This window comes from Vibrio echinoideorum (assembly GCF_024347455.1).
Lineage (GTDB): Bacteria > Pseudomonadota > Gammaproteobacteria > Enterobacterales > Vibrionaceae > Vibrio > Vibrio echinoideorum.
Genome location: NZ_AP025483.1, coordinates 3,184,103 through 3,203,228, shown reverse-complemented (window position 1 = coordinate 3,203,228; position 19,126 = coordinate 3,184,103). Strand labels below are relative to the sequence as shown.

Sequence of the window (19,126 nt, the reverse complement as noted above, 5' to 3'; positions counted from 1 at the left end):
GTTTGAAGAGATATAACTTTTAAATAAGCTTTCCGAATTTTAAAATTTGCTTGGCGACCATAGCATTGTGGACCCACCTGATTCCATGCCGAACTCAGAAGTGAAACACAATAGCGCCGATGGTAGTGTGGGGTTTCCCCATGTGAGAGTAGGACATCGCCAGGCTTTAATTTCGACTTTGTCTATTTAATAGACAAGTCACCATAGAGTTCTAAGTTTTCTTAGTGTTTTATGTTGACTTTCAAAGTGGAAAGCGTATTATACGCGTCCTGCTTAAGTGCTAAGGCACTGAAAGCGTTCTCTTTTTAGAGAACACGCTCTTTAACAATTTAAACCTATCAATCTGTGTGGGCACTCGTTGATGAATATCAAAACGTTATTACTTAGGTAGTAACAGTTACTTCGGTAACAAACTTGATTTCAATGAACTGAGTGACCAATACAAAATTAAGTTCACTTAATTTTGGCACAGTCAATTCATTACCATTCTGTTGGAATGGTAATAGCTTTAGAATTACATGTTCATTTTCGAATGAATATTAGTTTTGAAGTCAGTATTCGTTGAGTCACAAAATCTTAAATTGAAGAGTTTGATCATGGCTCAGATTGAACGCTGGCGGCAGGCCTAACACATGCAAGTCGAGCGGAAACGACACTAACAATCCTTCGGGTGCGTTAATGGGCGTCGAGCGGCGGACGGGTGAGTAATGCCTAGGAAATTGCCTTGATGTGGGGGATAACCATTGGAAACGATGGCTAATACCGCATAATGCCTACGGGCCAAAGAGGGGGACCTTCGGGCCTCTCGCGTCAAGATATGCCTAGGTGGGATTAGCTAGTTGGTGAGGTAATGGCTCACCAAGGCGACGATCCCTAGCTGGTCTGAGAGGATGATCAGCCACACTGGAACTGAGACACGGTCCAGACTCCTACGGGAGGCAGCAGTGGGGAATATTGCACAATGGGCGAAAGCCTGATGCAGCCATGCCGCGTGTATGAAGAAGGCCTTCGGGTTGTAAAGTACTTTCAGTTGTGAGGAAGGGTGTGTAGTTAATAGCTGCGCATCTTGACGTTAGCAACAGAAGAAGCACCGGCTAACTCCGTGCCAGCAGCCGCGGTAATACGGAGGGTGCGAGCGTTAATCGGAATTACTGGGCGTAAAGCGCATGCAGGTGGTTCATTAAGTCAGATGTGAAAGCCCGGGGCTCAACCTCGGAACTGCATTTGAAACTGGTGAACTAGAGTGCTGTAGAGGGGGGTAGAATTTCAGGTGTAGCGGTGAAATGCGTAGAGATCTGAAGGAATACCAGTGGCGAAGGCGGCCCCCTGGACAGACACTGACACTCAGATGCGAAAGCGTGGGGAGCAAACAGGATTAGATACCCTGGTAGTCCACGCCGTAAACGATGTCTACTTGGAGGTTGTGGCCTTGAGCCGTGGCTTTCGGAGCTAACGCGTTAAGTAGACCGCCTGGGGAGTACGGTCGCAAGATTAAAACTCAAATGAATTGACGGGGGCCCGCACAAGCGGTGGAGCATGTGGTTTAATTCGATGCAACGCGAAGAACCTTACCTACTCTTGACATCCAGAGAAGCCAGCGGAGACGCAGGTGTGCCTTCGGGAGCTCTGAGACAGGTGCTGCATGGCTGTCGTCAGCTCGTGTTGTGAAATGTTGGGTTAAGTCCCGCAACGAGCGCAACCCTTATCCTTGTTTGCCAGCGAGTAATGTCGGGAACTCCAGGGAGACTGCCGGTGATAAACCGGAGGAAGGTGGGGACGACGTCAAGTCATCATGGCCCTTACGAGTAGGGCTACACACGTGCTACAATGGCGCATACAGAGGGCAGCAAGCTAGCGATAGTGAGCGAATCCCAAAAAGTGCGTCGTAGTCCGGATTGGAGTCTGCAACTCGACTCCATGAAGTCGGAATCGCTAGTAATCGTGAATCAGAATGTCACGGTGAATACGTTCCCGGGCCTTGTACACACCGCCCGTCACACCATGGGAGTGGGCTGCAAAAGAAGTGGGTAGTTTAACCTTTCGGGGAGGACGCTCACCACTTTGTGGTTCATGACTGGGGTGAAGTCGTAACAAGGTAGCCCTAGGGGAACCTGGGGCTGGATCACCTCCTTATACGAAGATAGTCACGATGAGTGTCCACACAGATTGATTAGGTTTAGAAAAGTAAAGAGACGAAGAACTCCCAAGTTCTTCAATATCCAGTGTCCCGTTCGTCTAGAGGCCTAGGACACCGCCCTTTCACGGCGGTAACAGGGGTTCGACTCCCCTACGGGATACCATTTTTAAAAGTTCTCTTTCGAGAGTCTTTAACAATGGTTTCAAACACTTAGTGTTTAGAAATTCATGCTCTTTAACAATTTGGAAAGCTGACTGATTGATTTACTTACGAGTAATTCAATCAAATTTAAAAGTTCTCAATGTTTATCTTTCATTAGATAAACACAACAAACACATTCAAGTGTCTTGTATTCGAATCAATGTTTACATTGATTCACAATTGAGTCCGGCAAACAGTTATCAGGAATTAACCCTTCTTGATGACAACCAAAAACCTTGGTTAGTTGCCATACACTAAGACCCTTTCGGGTTGTATGGTTAAGTGACTAAGCGTACACGGTGGATGCCTTGGCAGTCAGAGGCGATGAAGGACGTAATAACTTGCGATAAGCCCAGATTAGGTAGTAATAACCTTTTGAGTCTGGGATTTCCGAATGGGGAAACCCACGTGCACAAGCACGTATCCTGTTGTGAATACATAGCAACAGGAGGCAAACCGGGGGAACTGAAACATCTAAGTACCCCGAGGAAGAGAAATCAACCGAGATTCCGAAAGTAGCGGCGAGCGAAATTGGATTAGCCCTTAAGCTTTTAATGAGACAGACGAAGGCTCTGGAAAGTGCCGCAGTAAAGGGTGATAGCCCCGTAGTCGACATCTCATAATCAGTGAAAACGAGTAGGGCGGGACACGTGATATCCTGTCTGAATATGGGGGGACCATCCTCCAAGGCTAAATACTACTGACTGACCGATAGTGAACCAGTACCGTGAGGGAAAGGCGAAAAGAACCCCTGTGAGGGGAGTGAAATAGAACCTGAAACCGTGTACGTACAAGCAGTAGGAGCACCTTCGTGGTGTGACTGCGTACCTTTTGTATAATGGGTCAGCGACTTAATTTTAGTAGCAAGGTTAACCGTTTAGGGGAGCCGTAGGGAAACCGAGTCTTAACTGGGCGTACAGTTGCTAGGATTAGACCCGAAACCAGGTGATCTAGCCATGGGCAGGTTGAAGGTTGAGTAACATCAACTGGAGGACCGAACCGACTAATGTTGAAAAATTAGCGGATGACTTGTGGCTAGGGGTGAAAGGCCAATCAAACCTGGAGATAGCTGGTTCTCCCCGAAAGCTATTTAGGTAGCGCCTCGGACGAATACTACTGGGGGTAGAGCACTGTTAAGGCTAGGGGGTCATCCCGACTTACCAACCCTTTGCAAACTCCGAATACCAGTAAGTACTATCCGGGAGACACACGGCGGGTGCTAACGTCCGTCGTGGAGAGGGAAACAACCCAGACCGCCAGCTAAGGTCCCAAAGTATAGCTAAGTGGGAAACGATGTGGGAAGGCTCAGACAGCCAGGATGTTGGCTTAGAAGCAGCCATCATTTAAAGAAAGCGTAATAGCTCACTGGTCGAGTCGGCCTGCGCGGAAGATGTAACGGGGCTAAGCTATACACCGAAGCTGCGGCTACGTACCTTAGGGTATGTGGGGTAGGGGAGCGTTCTGTAAGCCGTTGAAGGTGGTCTGTAAGGGCTGCTGGAGGTATCAGAAGTGCGAATGCTGACATGAGTAACGATAAAGGGAGTGAAAAACTCCCTCGCCGGAAGACCAAGGGTTCCTGTCCAACGTTAATCGGGGCAGGGTAAGTCGACTCCTAAGGCGAGGCCGAAAGGCGTAGTCGATGGGAAACGGGTTAATATTCCCGTACTTCTTACAATTGCGATGGGGGGACGGAGAAGGCTAGGTGGGCCTGGCGACGGTTGTCCAGGTTCAAGTATGTAGGCGGGTGGTTTAGGTAAATCCGGACCACTACTAACGCTGAGATACGATGTCGAGCTACTACGGTAGTGAAGTCATTGATGCCATGCTTCCAGGAAAAGCCTCTAAGCTTCAGATTGTAAGGAATCGTACCCCAAACCGACACAGGTGGTCGGGTAGAGAATACCAAGGCGCTTGAGAGAACTCGGGTGAAGGAACTAGGCAAAATGGTACCGTAACTTCGGGAGAAGGTACGCTCTTATCAGTGAAGTCCCTTGCGGATGGAGCAGACGAGAGTCGCAGATACCAGGTGGCTGCAACTGTTTATTAAAAACACAGCACTGTGCAAAATCGTAAGATGACGTATACGGTGTGACGCCTGCCCGGTGCCGGAAGGTTAATTGATGGGGTTAGTCTTCGGACGAAGCTCTTGATCGAAGCCCCGGTAAACGGCGGCCGTAACTATAACGGTCCTAAGGTAGCGAAATTCCTTGTCGGGTAAGTTCCGACCTGCACGAATGGCGTAATGATGGCCACGCTGTCTCCACCCGAGACTCAGTGAAATTGAAATCGCTGTGAAGATGCAGTGTACCCGCGGCTAGACGGAAAGACCCCGTGAACCTTTACTACAGCTTGGCACTGAACATTGAACCTACATGTGTAGGATAGGTGGGAGACTATGAAATTGCGTCGCTAGATGTGATGGAGTCGTCCTTGAAATACCACCCTTGTAGTTTTGATGTTCTAACGTTGGTCCCTGAATCGGGATTACGGACAGTGCCTGGTGGGTAGTTTGACTGGGGCGGTCTCCTCCCAAAGAGTAACGGAGGAGCACGAAGGTGGGCTAAACACGGTTGGACATCGTGTGGTTAGTGCAATGGCATAAGCCCGCTTGACTGCGAGAATGACAATTCGAGCAGGTGCGAAAGCAGGTCATAGTGATCCGGTGGTTCTGAATGGAAGGGCCATCGCTCAACGGATAAAAGGTACTCCGGGGATAACAGGCTGATACCGCCCAAGAGTTCATATCGACGGCGGTGTTTGGCACCTCGATGTCGGCTCATCACATCCTGGGGCTGAAGTCGGTCCCAAGGGTATGGCTGTTCGCCATTTAAAGTGGTACGCGAGCTGGGTTTAGAACGTCGTGAGACAGTTCGGTCCCTATCTGCCGTGGGCGTTGGAAAATTGAAAGGGGCTGCTCCTAGTACGAGAGGACCGGAGTGGACGAACCTCTGGTGTTCGGGTTGTCATGCCAATGGCATTGCCCGGTAGCTAAGTTCGGAATCGATAACCGCTGAAAGCATCTAAGCGGGAAGCGAGCCTTGAGATGAGTTTTCCCTGGCACTATAAGTGTCCTAAAGGGTTGTCGTAGACTACGACGTTGATAGGCAGGGTGTGTAAGTGCTGCGAGGCATTGAGCTAACCTGTACTAATTGCCCGTGAGGCTTAACCATACAACACCCAAGGGGTTTTGTGGACTCAAAGACAGACCTTGAATGAGTTTGAAGAGATATAACTTTTAAATAAGCTTTCCGAATTTTAAAATTTGCTTGGCGACCATAGCATTGTGGACCCACCTGATTCCATGCCGAACTCAGAAGTGAAACACAATAGCGCCGATGGTAGTGTGGGGTTTCCCCATGTGAGAGTAGGACATCGCCAGGCTTTAATTTCGACTTTGTCTATTTAATAGACAAGTCACCATAGAGTTCTAAGTTTTCTTAGTGTTTTATGTTGACTTTCAAAGTGGAAAGCGTATTATACGCGTCCTGCTTAAGTGCTAAGGCACTGAAAGCGTTCTCTTTTTAGAGAACACGCTCTTTAACAATTTAAACCTATCAATCTGTGTGGGCACTCGTTGATGAATATCAAAACGTTATTACTTAGGTAGTAACAGTTACTTCGGTAACAAACTTGATTTCAATGAACTGAGTGACCAATACAAAATTAAGTTCACTTAATTTTGGCACAGTCAATTCATTACCATTCTGTTGGAATGGTAATAGCTTTAGAATTACATGTTCATTTTCGAATGAATATTAGTTTTGAAGTCAGTATTCGTTGAGTCACAAAATCTTAAATTGAAGAGTTTGATCATGGCTCAGATTGAACGCTGGCGGCAGGCCTAACACATGCAAGTCGAGCGGAAACGACACTAACAATCCTTCGGGTGCGTTAATGGGCGTCGAGCGGCGGACGGGTGAGTAATGCCTAGGAAATTGCCTTGATGTGGGGGATAACCATTGGAAACGATGGCTAATACCGCATAATGCCTACGGGCCAAAGAGGGGGATCTTCGGACCTCTCGCGTCAAGATATGCCTAGGTGGGATTAGCTAGTTGGTGAGGTAATGGCTCACCAAGGCGACGATCCCTAGCTGGTCTGAGAGGATGATCAGCCACACTGGAACTGAGACACGGTCCAGACTCCTACGGGAGGCAGCAGTGGGGAATATTGCACAATGGGCGAAAGCCTGATGCAGCCATGCCGCGTGTATGAAGAAGGCCTTCGGGTTGTAAAGTACTTTCAGTTGTGAGGAAGGGTGTGTAGTTAATAGCTGCGCATCTTGACGTTAGCAACAGAAGAAGCACCGGCTAACTCCGTGCCAGCAGCCGCGGTAATACGGAGGGTGCGAGCGTTAATCGGAATTACTGGGCGTAAAGCGCATGCAGGTGGTTCATTAAGTCAGATGTGAAAGCCCGGGGCTCAACCTCGGAACTGCATTTGAAACTGGTGAACTAGAGTGCTGTAGAGGGGGGTAGAATTTCAGGTGTAGCGGTGAAATGCGTAGAGATCTGAAGGAATACCAGTGGCGAAGGCGGCCCCCTGGACAGACACTGACACTCAGATGCGAAAGCGTGGGGAGCAAACAGGATTAGATACCCTGGTAGTCCACGCCGTAAACGATGTCTACTTGGAGGTTGTGGCCTTGAGCCGTGGCTTTCGGAGCTAACGCGTTAAGTAGACCGCCTGGGGAGTACGGTCGCAAGATTAAAACTCAAATGAATTGACGGGGGCCCGCACAAGCGGTGGAGCATGTGGTTTAATTCGATGCAACGCGAAGAACCTTACCTACTCTTGACATCCAGAGAAGCCAGCGGAGACGCAGGTGTGCCTTCGGGAGCTCTGAGACAGGTGCTGCATGGCTGTCGTCAGCTCGTGTTGTGAAATGTTGGGTTAAGTCCCGCAACGAGCGCAACCCTTATCCTTGTTTGCCAGCGAGTAATGTCGGGAACTCCAGGGAGACTGCCGGTGATAAACCGGAGGAAGGTGGGGACGACGTCAAGTCATCATGGCCCTTACGAGTAGGGCTACACACGTGCTACAATGGCGCATACAGAGGGCAGCAAGCTAGCGATAGTGAGCGAATCCCAAAAAGTGCGTCGTAGTCCGGATTGGAGTCTGCAACTCGACTCCATGAAGTCGGAATCGCTAGTAATCGTGAATCAGAATGTCACGGTGAATACGTTCCCGGGCCTTGTACACACCGCCCGTCACACCATGGGAGTGGGCTGCAAAAGAAGTGGGTAGTTTAACCTTTCGGGGAGGACGCTCACCACTTTGTGGTTCATGACTGGGGTGAAGTCGTAACAAGGTAGCCCTAGGGGAACCTGGGGCTGGATCACCTCCTTATACGAAGATAGTCACGATGAGTGTCCACACAGATTGATTAGGTTTAGAAAGTAAAAGAGACGATATTGGGTCTGTAGCTCAGCTGGTTAGAGCGCTCGCCTGATAAGCGGGAGGTCGGTGGTTCGAGTCCACTCAGACCCACCAATATCGACTAGATACAAAGATGGGGCTATAGCTCAGCTGGGAGAGCGCCTGCCTTGCACGCAGGAGGTCTGCGGTTCGATCCCGCATAGCTCCACCATCTTTAAGTGTTTTTATTTGAAAATATTTAGAAATGGTTCATTAGTTTGAATCAAGCTCTTTAACAATTTGGAAAGCTGACTGATTTGATTACTTACGAGTAATTCAAATCAAATTTAAAAGTTCTCAATGTTTATCTTTCATTAGATAAACACAACAAACACATTCAAGTGTCTTGTATTCGAATCAATGTTTACATTGATTCACAATTGAGTCCGGCAAACAGTCATTGAGAATTAACCCTTCTTGATGACAACCAAAAACCTTGGTTAGTTGCCATACACTAAGACCCTTTCGGGTTGTATGGTTAAGTGACTAAGCGTACACGGTGGATGCCTTGGCAGTCAGAGGCGATGAAGGACGTAATAACTTGCGATAAGCCCAGATTAGGTAGTAATAACCTTTTGAGTCTGGGATTTCCGAATGGGGAAACCCACGTGCATAAGCACGTATCCTGTTGTGAATACATAGCAACAGGAGGCAAACCGGGGGAACTGAAACATCTAAGTACCCCGAGGAAGAGAAATCAACCGAGATTCCGAAAGTAGCGGCGAGCGAAATTGGATTAGCCCTTAAGCTTTTAATGATGCAGGTGAAGAGTCTGGAAAGTGCCGCAGTAAAGGGTGATAGCCCCGTAACCGACACATCATAATCAGTGAAAACGAGTAGGGCGGGACACGTGATATCCTGTCTGAATATGGGGGGACCATCCTCCAAGGCTAAATACTACTGACTGACCGATAGTGAACCAGTACCGTGAGGGAAAGGCGAAAAGAACCCCTGTGAGGGGAGTGAAATAGAACCTGAAACCGTGTACGTACAAGCAGTAGGAGCACCTTCGTGGTGTGACTGCGTACCTTTTGTATAATGGGTCAGCGACTTAATTTTAGTAGCAAGGTTAACCGTTTAGGGGAGCCGTAGGGAAACCGAGTCTTAACTGGGCGTACAGTTGCTAGGATTAGACCCGAAACCAGGTGATCTAGCCATGGGCAGGTTGAAGGTTGAGTAACATCAACTGGAGGACCGAACCGACTAATGTTGAAAAATTAGCGGATGACTTGTGGCTAGGGGTGAAAGGCCAATCAAACCTGGAGATAGCTGGTTCTCCCCGAAAGCTATTTAGGTAGCGCCTCGGACGAATACTACTGGGGGTAGAGCACTGTTAAGGCTAGGGGGTCATCCCGACTTACCAACCCTTTGCAAACTCCGAATACCAGTAAGTACTATCCGGGAGACACACGGCGGGTGCTAACGTCCGTCGTGGAGAGGGAAACAACCCAGACCGCCAGCTAAGGTCCCAAAGTATAGCTAAGTGGGAAACGATGTGGGAAGGCTCAGACAGCCAGGATGTTGGCTTAGAAGCAGCCATCATTTAAAGAAAGCGTAATAGCTCACTGGTCGAGTCGGCCTGCGCGGAAGATGTAACGGGGCTAAGCTATACACCGAAGCTGCGGCTACGTACCTTAGGGTATGTGGGGTAGGGGAGCGTTCTGTAAGCCGTTGAAGGTGGTCTGTAAGGGCTGCTGGAGGTATCAGAAGTGCGAATGCTGACATGAGTAACGATAAAGGGAGTGAAAAACTCCCTCGCCGGAAGACCAAGGGTTCCTGTCCAACGTTAATCGGGGCAGGGTAAGTCGACTCCTAAGGCGAGGCCGAAAGGCGTAGTCGATGGGAAACGGGTTAATATTCCCGTACTTCTTACAATTGCGATGGGGGGACGGAGAAGGCTAGGTGGGCCTGGCGACGGTTGTCCAGGTTCAAGTATGTAGGCGGGTGGTTTAGGTAAATCCGGACCACTACTAACGCTGAGATACGATGTCGAGCTACTACGGTAGTGAAGTCATTGATGCCATGCTTCCAGGAAAAGCCTCTAAGCTTCAGATTGTAAGGAATCGTACCCCAAACCGACACAGGTGGTCGGGTAGAGAATACCAAGGCGCTTGAGAGAACTCGGGTGAAGGAACTAGGCAAAATGGTACCGTAACTTCGGGAGAAGGTACGCTCTTATCAGTGAAGTCCCTTGCGGATGGAGCAGACGAGAGTCGCAGATACCAGGTGGCTGCAACTGTTTATTAAAAACACAGCACTGTGCAAAATCGTAAGATGACGTATACGGTGTGACGCCTGCCCGGTGCCGGAAGGTTAATTGATGGGGTTAGTCTTCGGACGAAGCTCTTGATCGAAGCCCCGGTAAACGGCGGCCGTAACTATAACGGTCCTAAGGTAGCGAAATTCCTTGTCGGGTAAGTTCCGACCTGCACGAATGGCGTAATGATGGCCACGCTGTCTCCACCCGAGACTCAGTGAAATTGAAATCGCTGTGAAGATGCAGTGTACCCGCGGCTAGACGGAAAGACCCCGTGAACCTTTACTACAGCTTGGCACTGAACATTGAACCTACATGTGTAGGATAGGTGGGAGACTATGAAATTGCGTCGCTAGATGTGATGGAGTCGTCCTTGAAATACCACCCTTGTAGTTTTGATGTTCTAACGTTGGTCCCTGAATCGGGATTACGGACAGTGCCTGGTGGGTAGTTTGACTGGGGCGGTCTCCTCCCAAAGAGTAACGGAGGAGCACGAAGGTGGGCTAAACACGGTTGGACATCGTGTGGTTAGTGCAATGGCATAAGCCCGCTTGACTGCGAGAATGACAATTCGAGCAGGTGCGAAAGCAGGTCATAGTGATCCGGTGGTTCTGAATGGAAGGGCCATCGCTCAACGGATAAAAGGTACTCCGGGGATAACAGGCTGATACCGCCCAAGAGTTCATATCGACGGCGGTGTTTGGCACCTCGATGTCGGCTCATCACATCCTGGGGCTGAAGTCGGTCCCAAGGGTATGGCTGTTCGCCATTTAAAGTGGTACGCGAGCTGGGTTTAGAACGTCGTGAGACAGTTCGGTCCCTATCTGCCGTGGGCGTTGGAAAATTGAAAGGGGCTGCTCCTAGTACGAGAGGACCGGAGTGGACGAACCTCTGGTGTTCGGGTTGTCATGCCAATGGCATTGCCCGGTAGCTAAGTTCGGAATCGATAACCGCTGAAAGCATCTAAGCGGGAAGCGAGCCTTGAGATGAGTTTTCCCTGGCACTATAAGTGTCCTAAAGGGTTGTCGTAGACTACGACGTTGATAGGCAGGGTGTGTAAGTGCTGCGAGGCATTGAGCTAACCTGTACTAATTGCCCGTGAGGCTTAACCATACAACACCCAAGGGGTTTTGTGGACTCAAAGACAGACCTTGAATGAGTTTGAAGAGATATAACTTTTAAATAAGCTTTCCGAATTTTAAAATTTGCTTGGCGACCATAGCATTGTGGACCCACCTGATTCCATGCCGAACTCAGAAGTGAAACACAATAGCGCCGATGGTAGTGTGGGGTTTCCCCATGTGAGAGTAGGACATCGCCAGGCTTTAAATTAAATCTTTAGGTTGACCGACCTGGGGATATGGACGCTCACTTAGTGAGTTGACCACTGCGGAGTGGTAGTTCAGTTGGTTAGAATACCGGCCTGTCACGCCGGGGGTCGCGGGTTCGAGTCCCGTCCACTCCGCCACTTATTCGATAACCTCGCCTAGTGCGAGGTTTTTTCGAATCTGAAGCAAGATAAAGTTTTAGGGGTGTAGCTCCAATTGGCAGAGCAGCGGATTCCAAATCCGCGTGTTGGGAGTTCGAATCTCTCCACCCCTGCCATATTCAAGGCTCTAGCAGAAATGCTAGGGCCTTTTTACTTTCTGAATCTAATATACGGCATTATCAGAGCAGCGGATTCCCCGACTTACCCAAATAGCGCGTGTTGGGAGTTCGAATCTCCGGAGTGCCGACTCAGTCCAGCCCTACCATATTTAAGGCTCTAGACTACGCGTCCCGGCAGAAATGCTAGAGCCTTTTTTATGCCTGTCACCTTTAGCCTAACGCTAGAAATATTAAGTGTTCCTCTAGTTACACCTATTTAGTCGAACCGCTTTAATACCTACTTAGTACAATCTTGTCGCATTTAAGTACTTAGTTGAAAACTAGAGCTTCCTGTTCAACACTCACCAAGCTCCGAAGTTTCCGCTAACGACAAAATCAATTACTGCTAGACGTTGAGTCTCATTATTTTTATTTCAATCATCGGATGCTGAAGCCTTGCGAGTTATGCTTATACAACTGAAGATTGGTCTATTGGGAGACTCGCTAGTACGTAGAAGAAAGGGTTTTTTACATGGTTTCAATTCCAGTAAAATTTCTGGCTAAGATCGCTATCGCTGTTTACATGTCGTCTTTATCAGGATTAAACATCCTTTGCCTTCACTTTGGTGCTAACCAAATCCAGTGTTCAATCTACATAAGGTTTTTGATTACTCTAATAATAGTGCATCAAATGTCGAGATAGGCTCTATGTTTCACGTATACCTTTCAGCTAGAGCTTTAGTGAGGATATTGATGAATCTGACTTTCATCAGGTATAAAAAAGGCCACCTATATTAGGCAGCCTAGTTTAATATTTTGAGATGTTAATCTAGCTCTTTCTCAGCTTGTTTCGCTTTCTCTATCATCGGAGTAATTGTTGAGCCTTGAACTAAGATTGAGAACACAACAACAGCGTATGTCATGACAAGGATAATCTCTTTAACATCTATTGCCTTGCCTTCTATCACCCAGATACCTGAAGGGATTGAAAGTGCCATGGCTAGAGCTAGGCCACCACGCAAGCCACCCCAAGTTAAGATCTTGATTGACCAAGGGTTGTAAGTTCTAAAGCGTTTAAATCCGATATAAGACAAGAAAACACTTAGGTAGCGTGCGCTTAGCACTAGAGGCACTGCGAACGCCATTAAGATCCAGTCTTCTTGGTGGAATTTGAATAACAGCATCGACATACCGATCAATAAGAACAATACACCATTCAAGAATTCATCGATTAGTTCCCAGAAGTGGTCTAGATGATCCTCACTCTCTTTCGAGAACCCAATAAAGCGCGTCCAGTTACCAATCATGATTCCTGAAACTACCATCGCCAATGGTCCTGATACATGTAGAACTTCAGCAAAGGCATAACCAGAAGTTGGGATACCGATAGTCAATAGCAGCTCCATCGAGTGGTCATCGGTGTTGCTAATTAGGTAATGGAATATTAAACCTAGAACCAAGCCATAGACGATACCGCCAATCGCCTCTTGGACGAATAACATGGTCACGCTACCTACAGTCGGTGCTTCTGTACCGAACGCAATGGTAAATAGGGTAACGAAGATAACTAAGCCAAAACCATCGTTGAATAGAGATTCTCCCTCGATTTGAGTTGAGATTCGTCTGGGAGCGTCGAGCTTTTTGACTATAGCTAACACCGCAATGGGATCGGTTGGTGAGATTAGAGAGCCAAAGAGTAAGCAATAAATCAAATCAAATTGAATGCCGATGAATTGACAGAATCCATAGAGCACAAAACCAATAAAGAATGTCGAAAACAGTGTAGCGCCAAGAGCTAGTACTGTTATTTCCCATTTCTGATCTTTTAGATTAGGTAACTTAATCCCAAGACCACCAGCAAAGAGTAAGAATCCCAATATTCCTTTCAGGAGGAAATCTTCAAAGTTGATACTGGCAACAGTTTCTGAGGCGATGTCAGCCAATTGAAACCAATTGTTTTGTCCCGCAATGATAATCAATAGAGATAACATCATTGAACCAGCTGTAATGGCGATGGTTGTCTGCATTTTACCAATTTTGGTATTCACGAAAGCAATAAGCATGGCAGCAGCGGACAAGAAGCATAAGGTGTAGTAGACCGACATTGGGATCCCAACATGTAACAAAGTATGAATATTAATTTTCGTTGTCTCATGCTCAAATAGCAAACATTTTTTTGTTATGAGTCGGTAATCAATTTCCTTTTTTAGACGTCTAGACTCCTTTTTAATGTGTGATAGGATGGAGAGATAATTAAAGGAATGAGGTTGTATTGTGGGAAGTAATGTAAGGCAAAAGATTGAAGCTCTGTTGAAGCAACGAATTTTACTGATCGATGGTGGCATGGGTACCATGATTCAGGATTATAAATTGGAAGAGCAAGATTATCGCGGTGAACGCTTTGCTGATTGGCATAGTGACTTAAAAGGCAACAATGACCTTTTAGTACTTACACAGCCTAAGCTTATCAAAGATATCCATTCAGAATATTTGGAAGCTGGGGCCGACATCCTCGAGACCAACACCTTTAACTCTACAACCATCGCTATGGCTGACTACGATATGGCAAGCCTTAGCGAAGAAATTAACTTTACGGCTGCTCAACTGGCACGTGAAGCTGCTGATGAGTGGACAGCAAAGACTCCGGATAAACCTCGTTTCGTTGCCGGTGTTTTAGGCCCTACTAACCGAACCTGTTCTATCTCTCCTGATGTCAATGACCCGGGTTACCGTAACGTTAGCTTTGATGAATTGGTTGAAGCTTACTCTGAATCGACTCGTGCTCTTATCAAGGGTGGTTCAGATCTTATTCTTATCGAGACCATTTTTGATACGCTAAACGCGAAAGCATGTGCTTTTGCTGTTGAATCGGTTTTTGAAGAAATTGGTATTAAATTGCCAGTAATGATCTCCGGCACCATAACTGACGCATCAGGCCGTACGCTTTCAGGGCAGACTACAGAAGCATTCTATAACGCCCTTCGTCATGTTAGACCTATCTCATTTGGACTGAACTGTGCGTTAGGTCCTGATGAACTCCGCGAATACGTCAGTGAGATGTCTCGTATCTCTGAATGCAATGTTTCTGCTCACCCTAATGCAGGTTTACCCAACGCGTTCGGTGAATATGACTTATCTCCGGAAGAGATGGCAGAACATGTTAAGGAGTGGGCTGAAAGTGGCTTCTTGAACTTAATTGGTGGTTGTTGTGGTACGACGCCAGAACATATTCGTCAAATGGCCGATGTCGTTGAAGGCGTAACTCCGCGTCAACTACCTGATTTGCCTGTGTCTTGCCGTTTATCTGGCTTGGAGCCATTAACGATTGCCAAAGAATCTCTATTTGTGAACGTAGGTGAGCGTACTAACGTTACCGGTTCTGCTCGATTTAAGCGATTGATAAAAGAAGAGCTTTACGATGAAGCCTTGAGTGTTGCTCGAGAGCAAGTTGAGAACGGCGCTCAGATCATCGATATCAACATGGATGAAGGGATGCTAGACGCTGAGGCGTGCATGGTTAAATTCCTTAATTTATGTGCGTCTGAGCCTGAGATCTCGAAAGTGCCAGTCATGGTCGACTCTTCAAAATGGGAAGTTATCGAAGCGGGTCTGAAATGTATTCAGGGTAAAGGCATCGTTAACTCTATCTCATTGAAGGAAGGGAAAGAGAAGTTTGTTGAACAAGCGAAACTGGTTCGTCGTTATGGCGCAGCAGTCATCGTGATGGCGTTCGACGAACTAGGTCAGGCAGATACTCGAGAACGTAAGGTTGAGATTTGTACTAATGCCTACAACATTCTTGTTGATGAAGTAGGTTTCCCGCCAGAAGATATTATTTTTGACCCGAACATTTTCGCAGTGGCTACGGGTATTGATGATCATAACAATTACGCGGTGGACTTCATTGAAGCGGTAAGTGATATCAAACGCGATCTTCCTCATGCGATGATCTCGGGTGGTGTGTCGAATGTTTCATTCTCTTTCCGCGGTAATAACTACGTTCGTGAGGCTATTCACGCGGTATTCCTGTATCACTGTTTTAAAAACGGTATGGATATGGGCATCGTTAATGCGGGTCAACTTGAGATCTACGATAATGTGCCTGAAGACTTACGTGAAGCTGTTGAAGACGTGGTGCTTAACCGTCGTGATGACTCGACGGAGCGCTTATTGGATATTGCGACTGCATACTTAGAGCGTGCAGTTGGAAAGGTTGAAGATAAATCGGCGTTAGAGTGGCGCACCTGGCCAGTAGAAAAGCGCTTAGAGCACTCTTTGGTGAAAGGCATTACTGATTTCATCGTTGAAGACACAGAAGAGGCTCGTGTTAATGCTTCTCGCCCTATTGAAGTGATTGAAGGTCCTTTAATGGATGGCATGAACGTAGTTGGTGACTTATTTGGTGAAGGTAAAATGTTCCTTCCTCAAGTGGTGAAATCTGCCCGTGTAATGAAGCAAGGTGTCGCCCATCTTGAGCCATTTATCAATGCAACTAAAGACGTCGGTGCGACTAACGGGAAAATACTGTTAGCAACAGTGAAAGGTGATGTTCACGACATCGGTAAGAATATCGTTGGCGTGGTTTTACAGTGTAATAACTACGAAATTATCGATCTAGGCGTGATGGTTTCATGTGAAAAAATTCTCAAGGTAGCCAAAGAAGAAAACGTCGACATCATTGGTCTCTCGGGTCTGATTACTCCCTCTCTCGATGAAATGGTGCATGTTGCGAAAGAGATGGAAAGACAAGGCTTTAAGTTGCCTTTGTTGATTGGTGGCGCAACCACGTCTAAGGCACATACAGCGGTTAAAATTGAACAGAACTATTCTGAGCCCGTTGTTTATGTTAATAACGCTTCACGTGCTGTTGGTGTATGTACCTCATTGTTATCTAATGAATTGAAGCCCGCATTCGTTGAGAAGTTGGTTCTAGATTATGACCGTGTTCGTGATCAACACAACCGCAAGAAGCCGCGCACCAAGCCTGTCTCGCTTGAGAGAGCTCGTGCTAACAGAGTGGCCATTGATTGGAATGCTTACACTCCGCCAGCACCCGCTAAGCCAGGAGTGCACATCTTCAAGGATTTTGATGTCGCTACTTTACGTAAGTACATCGACTGGACCCCATTCTTTATGACGTGGTCTTTGGTTGGTAAGTACCCGGCAATTTTTGATCATGAAGAAGTAGGCGAAGAGGCGAAGCGCTTATTTAAAGACGCCAATGATTTATTGGATCTAGTACAAAGAGAGAAGTTGCTTGAAGCTCGTGGTATGTGCGCTATGTTCCCAGCGAACAGTGTTGGTGATGATATTGAAGTGTATACCGATGAATCTCGTACCGAGGTACTAAAGGTTCTGCACAACCTTCGTCAACAAACCGAAAAGCCAAAAGGTTTTAACTACTGTTTGTCAGATTACATTGCGCCGAAAGATAGCGGTAAAGCGGACTGGATTGGTGGCTTTGCGGTGACGGGTGGTATTGGTGAGAGAGAACTTGCTGATGAATACAAAGCCAATGGTGATGACTACAACGCGATTATGATTCAAGCTGTGGCTGATCGATTGGCAGAAGCGTTCGCTGAATACCTGCATAAAGAAGTGAGAAAGGACATTTGGGGTTACTCGCCAGATGAGGATTTGTCTAATGATGATTTGATTCGAGAGAAGTACCAAGGTATTCGTCCAGCTCCGGGTTATCCAGCTTGTCCTGAGCATACTGAGAAAGGTTCGTTGTGGGAGTTGATGGATGTTGAAAAAGCGATCGACATGTCACTAACAACTAGCTATGCGATGTGGCCAGGTGCTTCTGTGTCTGGTATGTATTTCTCGCATCCTGATTCACGATACTTTGCGATTGCTCAGATTCAACAGGATCAAGTGGATAGCTATGCTGATCGTAAAGGTTGGGATATGTTGGAAGCTGAGAAGTGGTTAGGTCCAAACATTAACTAGCTTTTAGGCTATGACGAGCTTTGATTCGTAAAGTAAAAAAGAGAAAGGGTTGCTTAAGAGCAACCCTTTTTGTATCTGTGATTTAGTTATTTATCCGTCGATGATAAACGGACTTTCTACTCAAACAGCTCTTGATGCAGCTTTTGAATCGCTAATTTGGAGACTGATTCATCAAGCAAGAAGCACAGGTTGTGTGGGCTCGCTCCGTAACAAATCATACGTAAGTTGAAGTCTTCAAGCGTGCCGAATACTTGCTTCGCATAGCCTTTGCTTTCACTCATGTTGTTGCCAATAAGAGCAACAAGGCATAGGTCGTGTTCAATATCCACAGAACACAGCTCTTCAAGCTCAATTCGAGCGGCTTCTGGTAACTGAGGAGCACCACCTGATGTATCTGTTTGATCGAGAGTGAGTGAGACACTGATCTCTGAGGTAGTGATAAGATCGACAGAGATCTTATGCTTAGCCAGGATCTCGAACACTTTTGCGAGGAAGCCATAAGCATGGAACATGTTAGCGCTGCGTAGCGTAACCATGGTTTGATTGCAGCGTAGGGCAAGCGCTCTGAACAGAGGGGAGCTTTCAACTTGTTGACGAATCCATGTGCCACCGAGCTCTGGTGCTTTTGATGAGCCGACAAATACCGGAATTTGGTGGCGTAGTGCCGGGACTAGAGTCGATGGGTGCAAGATCTTCGCGCCAAAGTTTGCCATTTCTGATGCTTCGCTGAAGCTAATCTCTGGGATAGGGGATGCTTTCGATGCGATCCGTGGATCCGTGGTGTAGATGCCCGGAACATCGGTCCAGATCTCTAAACCAATCGCTTGTACAGATTCTGCAATCAGTGCGGCAGAATAATCACTACCACCACGACCCAAAGTTGTGGTGTTACCTTCGCTATCGGCGCCGATAAAGCCTTGGGTAACGACAACTTGCTGTTGGCATAGTGGAATCAATTTCTCTTGTGCTAAGGCTGCAATATCTTTTAACTGTGGTTCTGCTTTGCCGAAGTCATCATTGGTGCGCATCACTTCTCTGATATCAAAACGGACAGCGGGTGTTCCACGTTCACGAATGATTTGAGCGAGGATATGTGTCGACATCAGTTCGCCACATGCCACTAGGTGATCGGTGAGTTTGGTACTGGCTTGGAATGATGCCGCTTCTGCAGCGCTCGCAATGTCATCGAGAATACAGTGCACATCTTTTTCAATGCTAATTGGGTCAGCTAGCTGATCAAGAATCGCGTTATGAATGTCAGTCAATTGCGTCAATAATTCCTGACGACGAGTTTTGTCTTGCACACCATTGGCGAGCTCAACAAGCAAGTTGGTGACGCCTGAGCAGGCACTGCTTACCACCAGTTTCGTATTTGAGTTGTTTTCAATAATGGCAGCACAACGGCTCATTGCTTCAAAGTTGGCAACACTTGTTCCGCCAAACTTAGCGACATTAAAAGAACCAGCTACATTAGATGCACTCACGATATATCTCCCACGACTTCCTAAAATAAAATTACGATTGGGTAATCCAACGTCCGATGTTTTTTCGAAGAGAGTATTTAGAGCAAAAAG

Annotated in this window: 3 protein-coding genes, 5 tRNA genes and 7 rRNA genes; 13 read left to right on the top strand and 2 right to left on the bottom strand. The window is 47.1% G+C overall.

Annotated features, from left to right (window positions below; genetic code table 11):
* Nucleotides 1-49: 49 nt before the first annotated feature.
* The 12 genes from rrf (OCV36_RS14350) to OCV36_RS14295 all read left to right on the top strand — a co-directional run bounded on the left by rrf (OCV36_RS14350) (nucleotide 50) and on the right by OCV36_RS14295 (nucleotide 11,618).
* Nucleotides 50-165: ribosomal RNA gene (gene rrf, locus OCV36_RS14350) — 5S ribosomal RNA — on the top strand.
* 413 nt (nucleotides 166-578) lie between these two features.
* Nucleotides 579-2,133 (top strand): 16S ribosomal RNA (locus OCV36_RS14345).
* Between the two features lie 91 nt (nucleotides 2,134-2,224).
* Nucleotides 2,225-2,300: transfer RNA gene (locus tag OCV36_RS14340), tRNA-Glu, on the top strand.
* A gap of 314 nt (nucleotides 2,301-2,614) precedes the next feature.
* Nucleotides 2,615-5,508, top strand: a 23S ribosomal RNA gene (locus OCV36_RS14335).
* Between the two features lie 95 nt (nucleotides 5,509-5,603).
* A 5S ribosomal RNA gene (gene rrf / locus OCV36_RS14330) occupies nucleotides 5,604-5,719 on the top strand.
* A 413-nt stretch (nucleotides 5,720-6,132) separates the two neighbouring features.
* Nucleotides 6,133-7,687: ribosomal RNA gene (locus tag OCV36_RS14325) — 16S ribosomal RNA — on the top strand.
* A gap of 67 nt (nucleotides 7,688-7,754) precedes the next feature.
* Nucleotides 7,755-7,831, top strand: a tRNA-Ile gene (locus tag OCV36_RS14320).
* 21 nt (nucleotides 7,832-7,852) lie between these two features.
* Nucleotides 7,853-7,928 (top strand) — tRNA-Ala (locus OCV36_RS14315).
* Between the two features lie 304 nt (nucleotides 7,929-8,232).
* Nucleotides 8,233-11,126: ribosomal RNA gene (locus tag OCV36_RS14310) — 23S ribosomal RNA — on the top strand.
* Nucleotides 11,127-11,221: 95 nt separating this feature from the next.
* A 5S ribosomal RNA gene (gene rrf, locus OCV36_RS14305) occupies nucleotides 11,222-11,337 on the top strand.
* The 16S, 23S and 5S rRNA genes sit together here with 5 tRNA genes alongside, the layout of an rRNA operon.
* 67 nt (nucleotides 11,338-11,404) lie before the next feature.
* Nucleotides 11,405-11,481 (top strand) — tRNA-Asp (locus tag OCV36_RS14300).
* 60 nt (nucleotides 11,482-11,541) lie between these two features.
* A tRNA-Trp gene (locus OCV36_RS14295) sits at nucleotides 11,542-11,618 on the top strand.
* Nucleotides 11,619-12,424: 806 nt separating this feature from the next.
* Here OCV36_RS14295 and OCV36_RS14290 read toward each other — a convergent pair.
* Nucleotides 12,425-13,705 carry a cation:proton antiporter gene (locus OCV36_RS14290; RefSeq protein ID WP_135456103.1) on the bottom strand — a complete coding sequence of 427 codons (1,281 nt, stop codon included), beginning with the start codon at nucleotides 13,703-13,705 and terminating at the stop codon, nucleotides 12,425-12,427.
* A 169-nt stretch (nucleotides 13,706-13,874) separates the two neighbouring features.
* Here OCV36_RS14290 and metH point away from each other — a divergent pair, with 169 nt between their 5' ends.
* Nucleotides 13,875-17,552, top strand: coding sequence for a methionine synthase (gene metH / locus OCV36_RS14285; RefSeq protein ID WP_135456105.1), 3,678 nt, complete (start codon nucleotides 13,875-13,877; stop codon nucleotides 17,550-17,552).
* Nucleotides 17,553-17,668: 116 nt separating this feature from the next.
* On the opposite strand, the gene lysC is transcribed toward metH, so the two are convergent.
* On the bottom strand, nucleotides 17,669-19,036 hold the full coding sequence (lysC, locus tag OCV36_RS14280) for a lysine-sensitive aspartokinase 3 (RefSeq protein ID WP_135456107.1): 1,368 nt from the start codon (nucleotides 19,034-19,036) through the stop codon (nucleotides 17,669-17,671).
* Nucleotides 19,037-19,126: the final 90 nt, after the last annotated feature.

Excerpts from the sequence above, each read along its gene's own strand:
- OCV36_RS14290 (WP_135456103.1), bottom strand. The coding sequence starts at position 13,705 with ATGTCGGTCTACTACACCTTATGCTTCTTGTCCGCTGCTGCCATGCTT.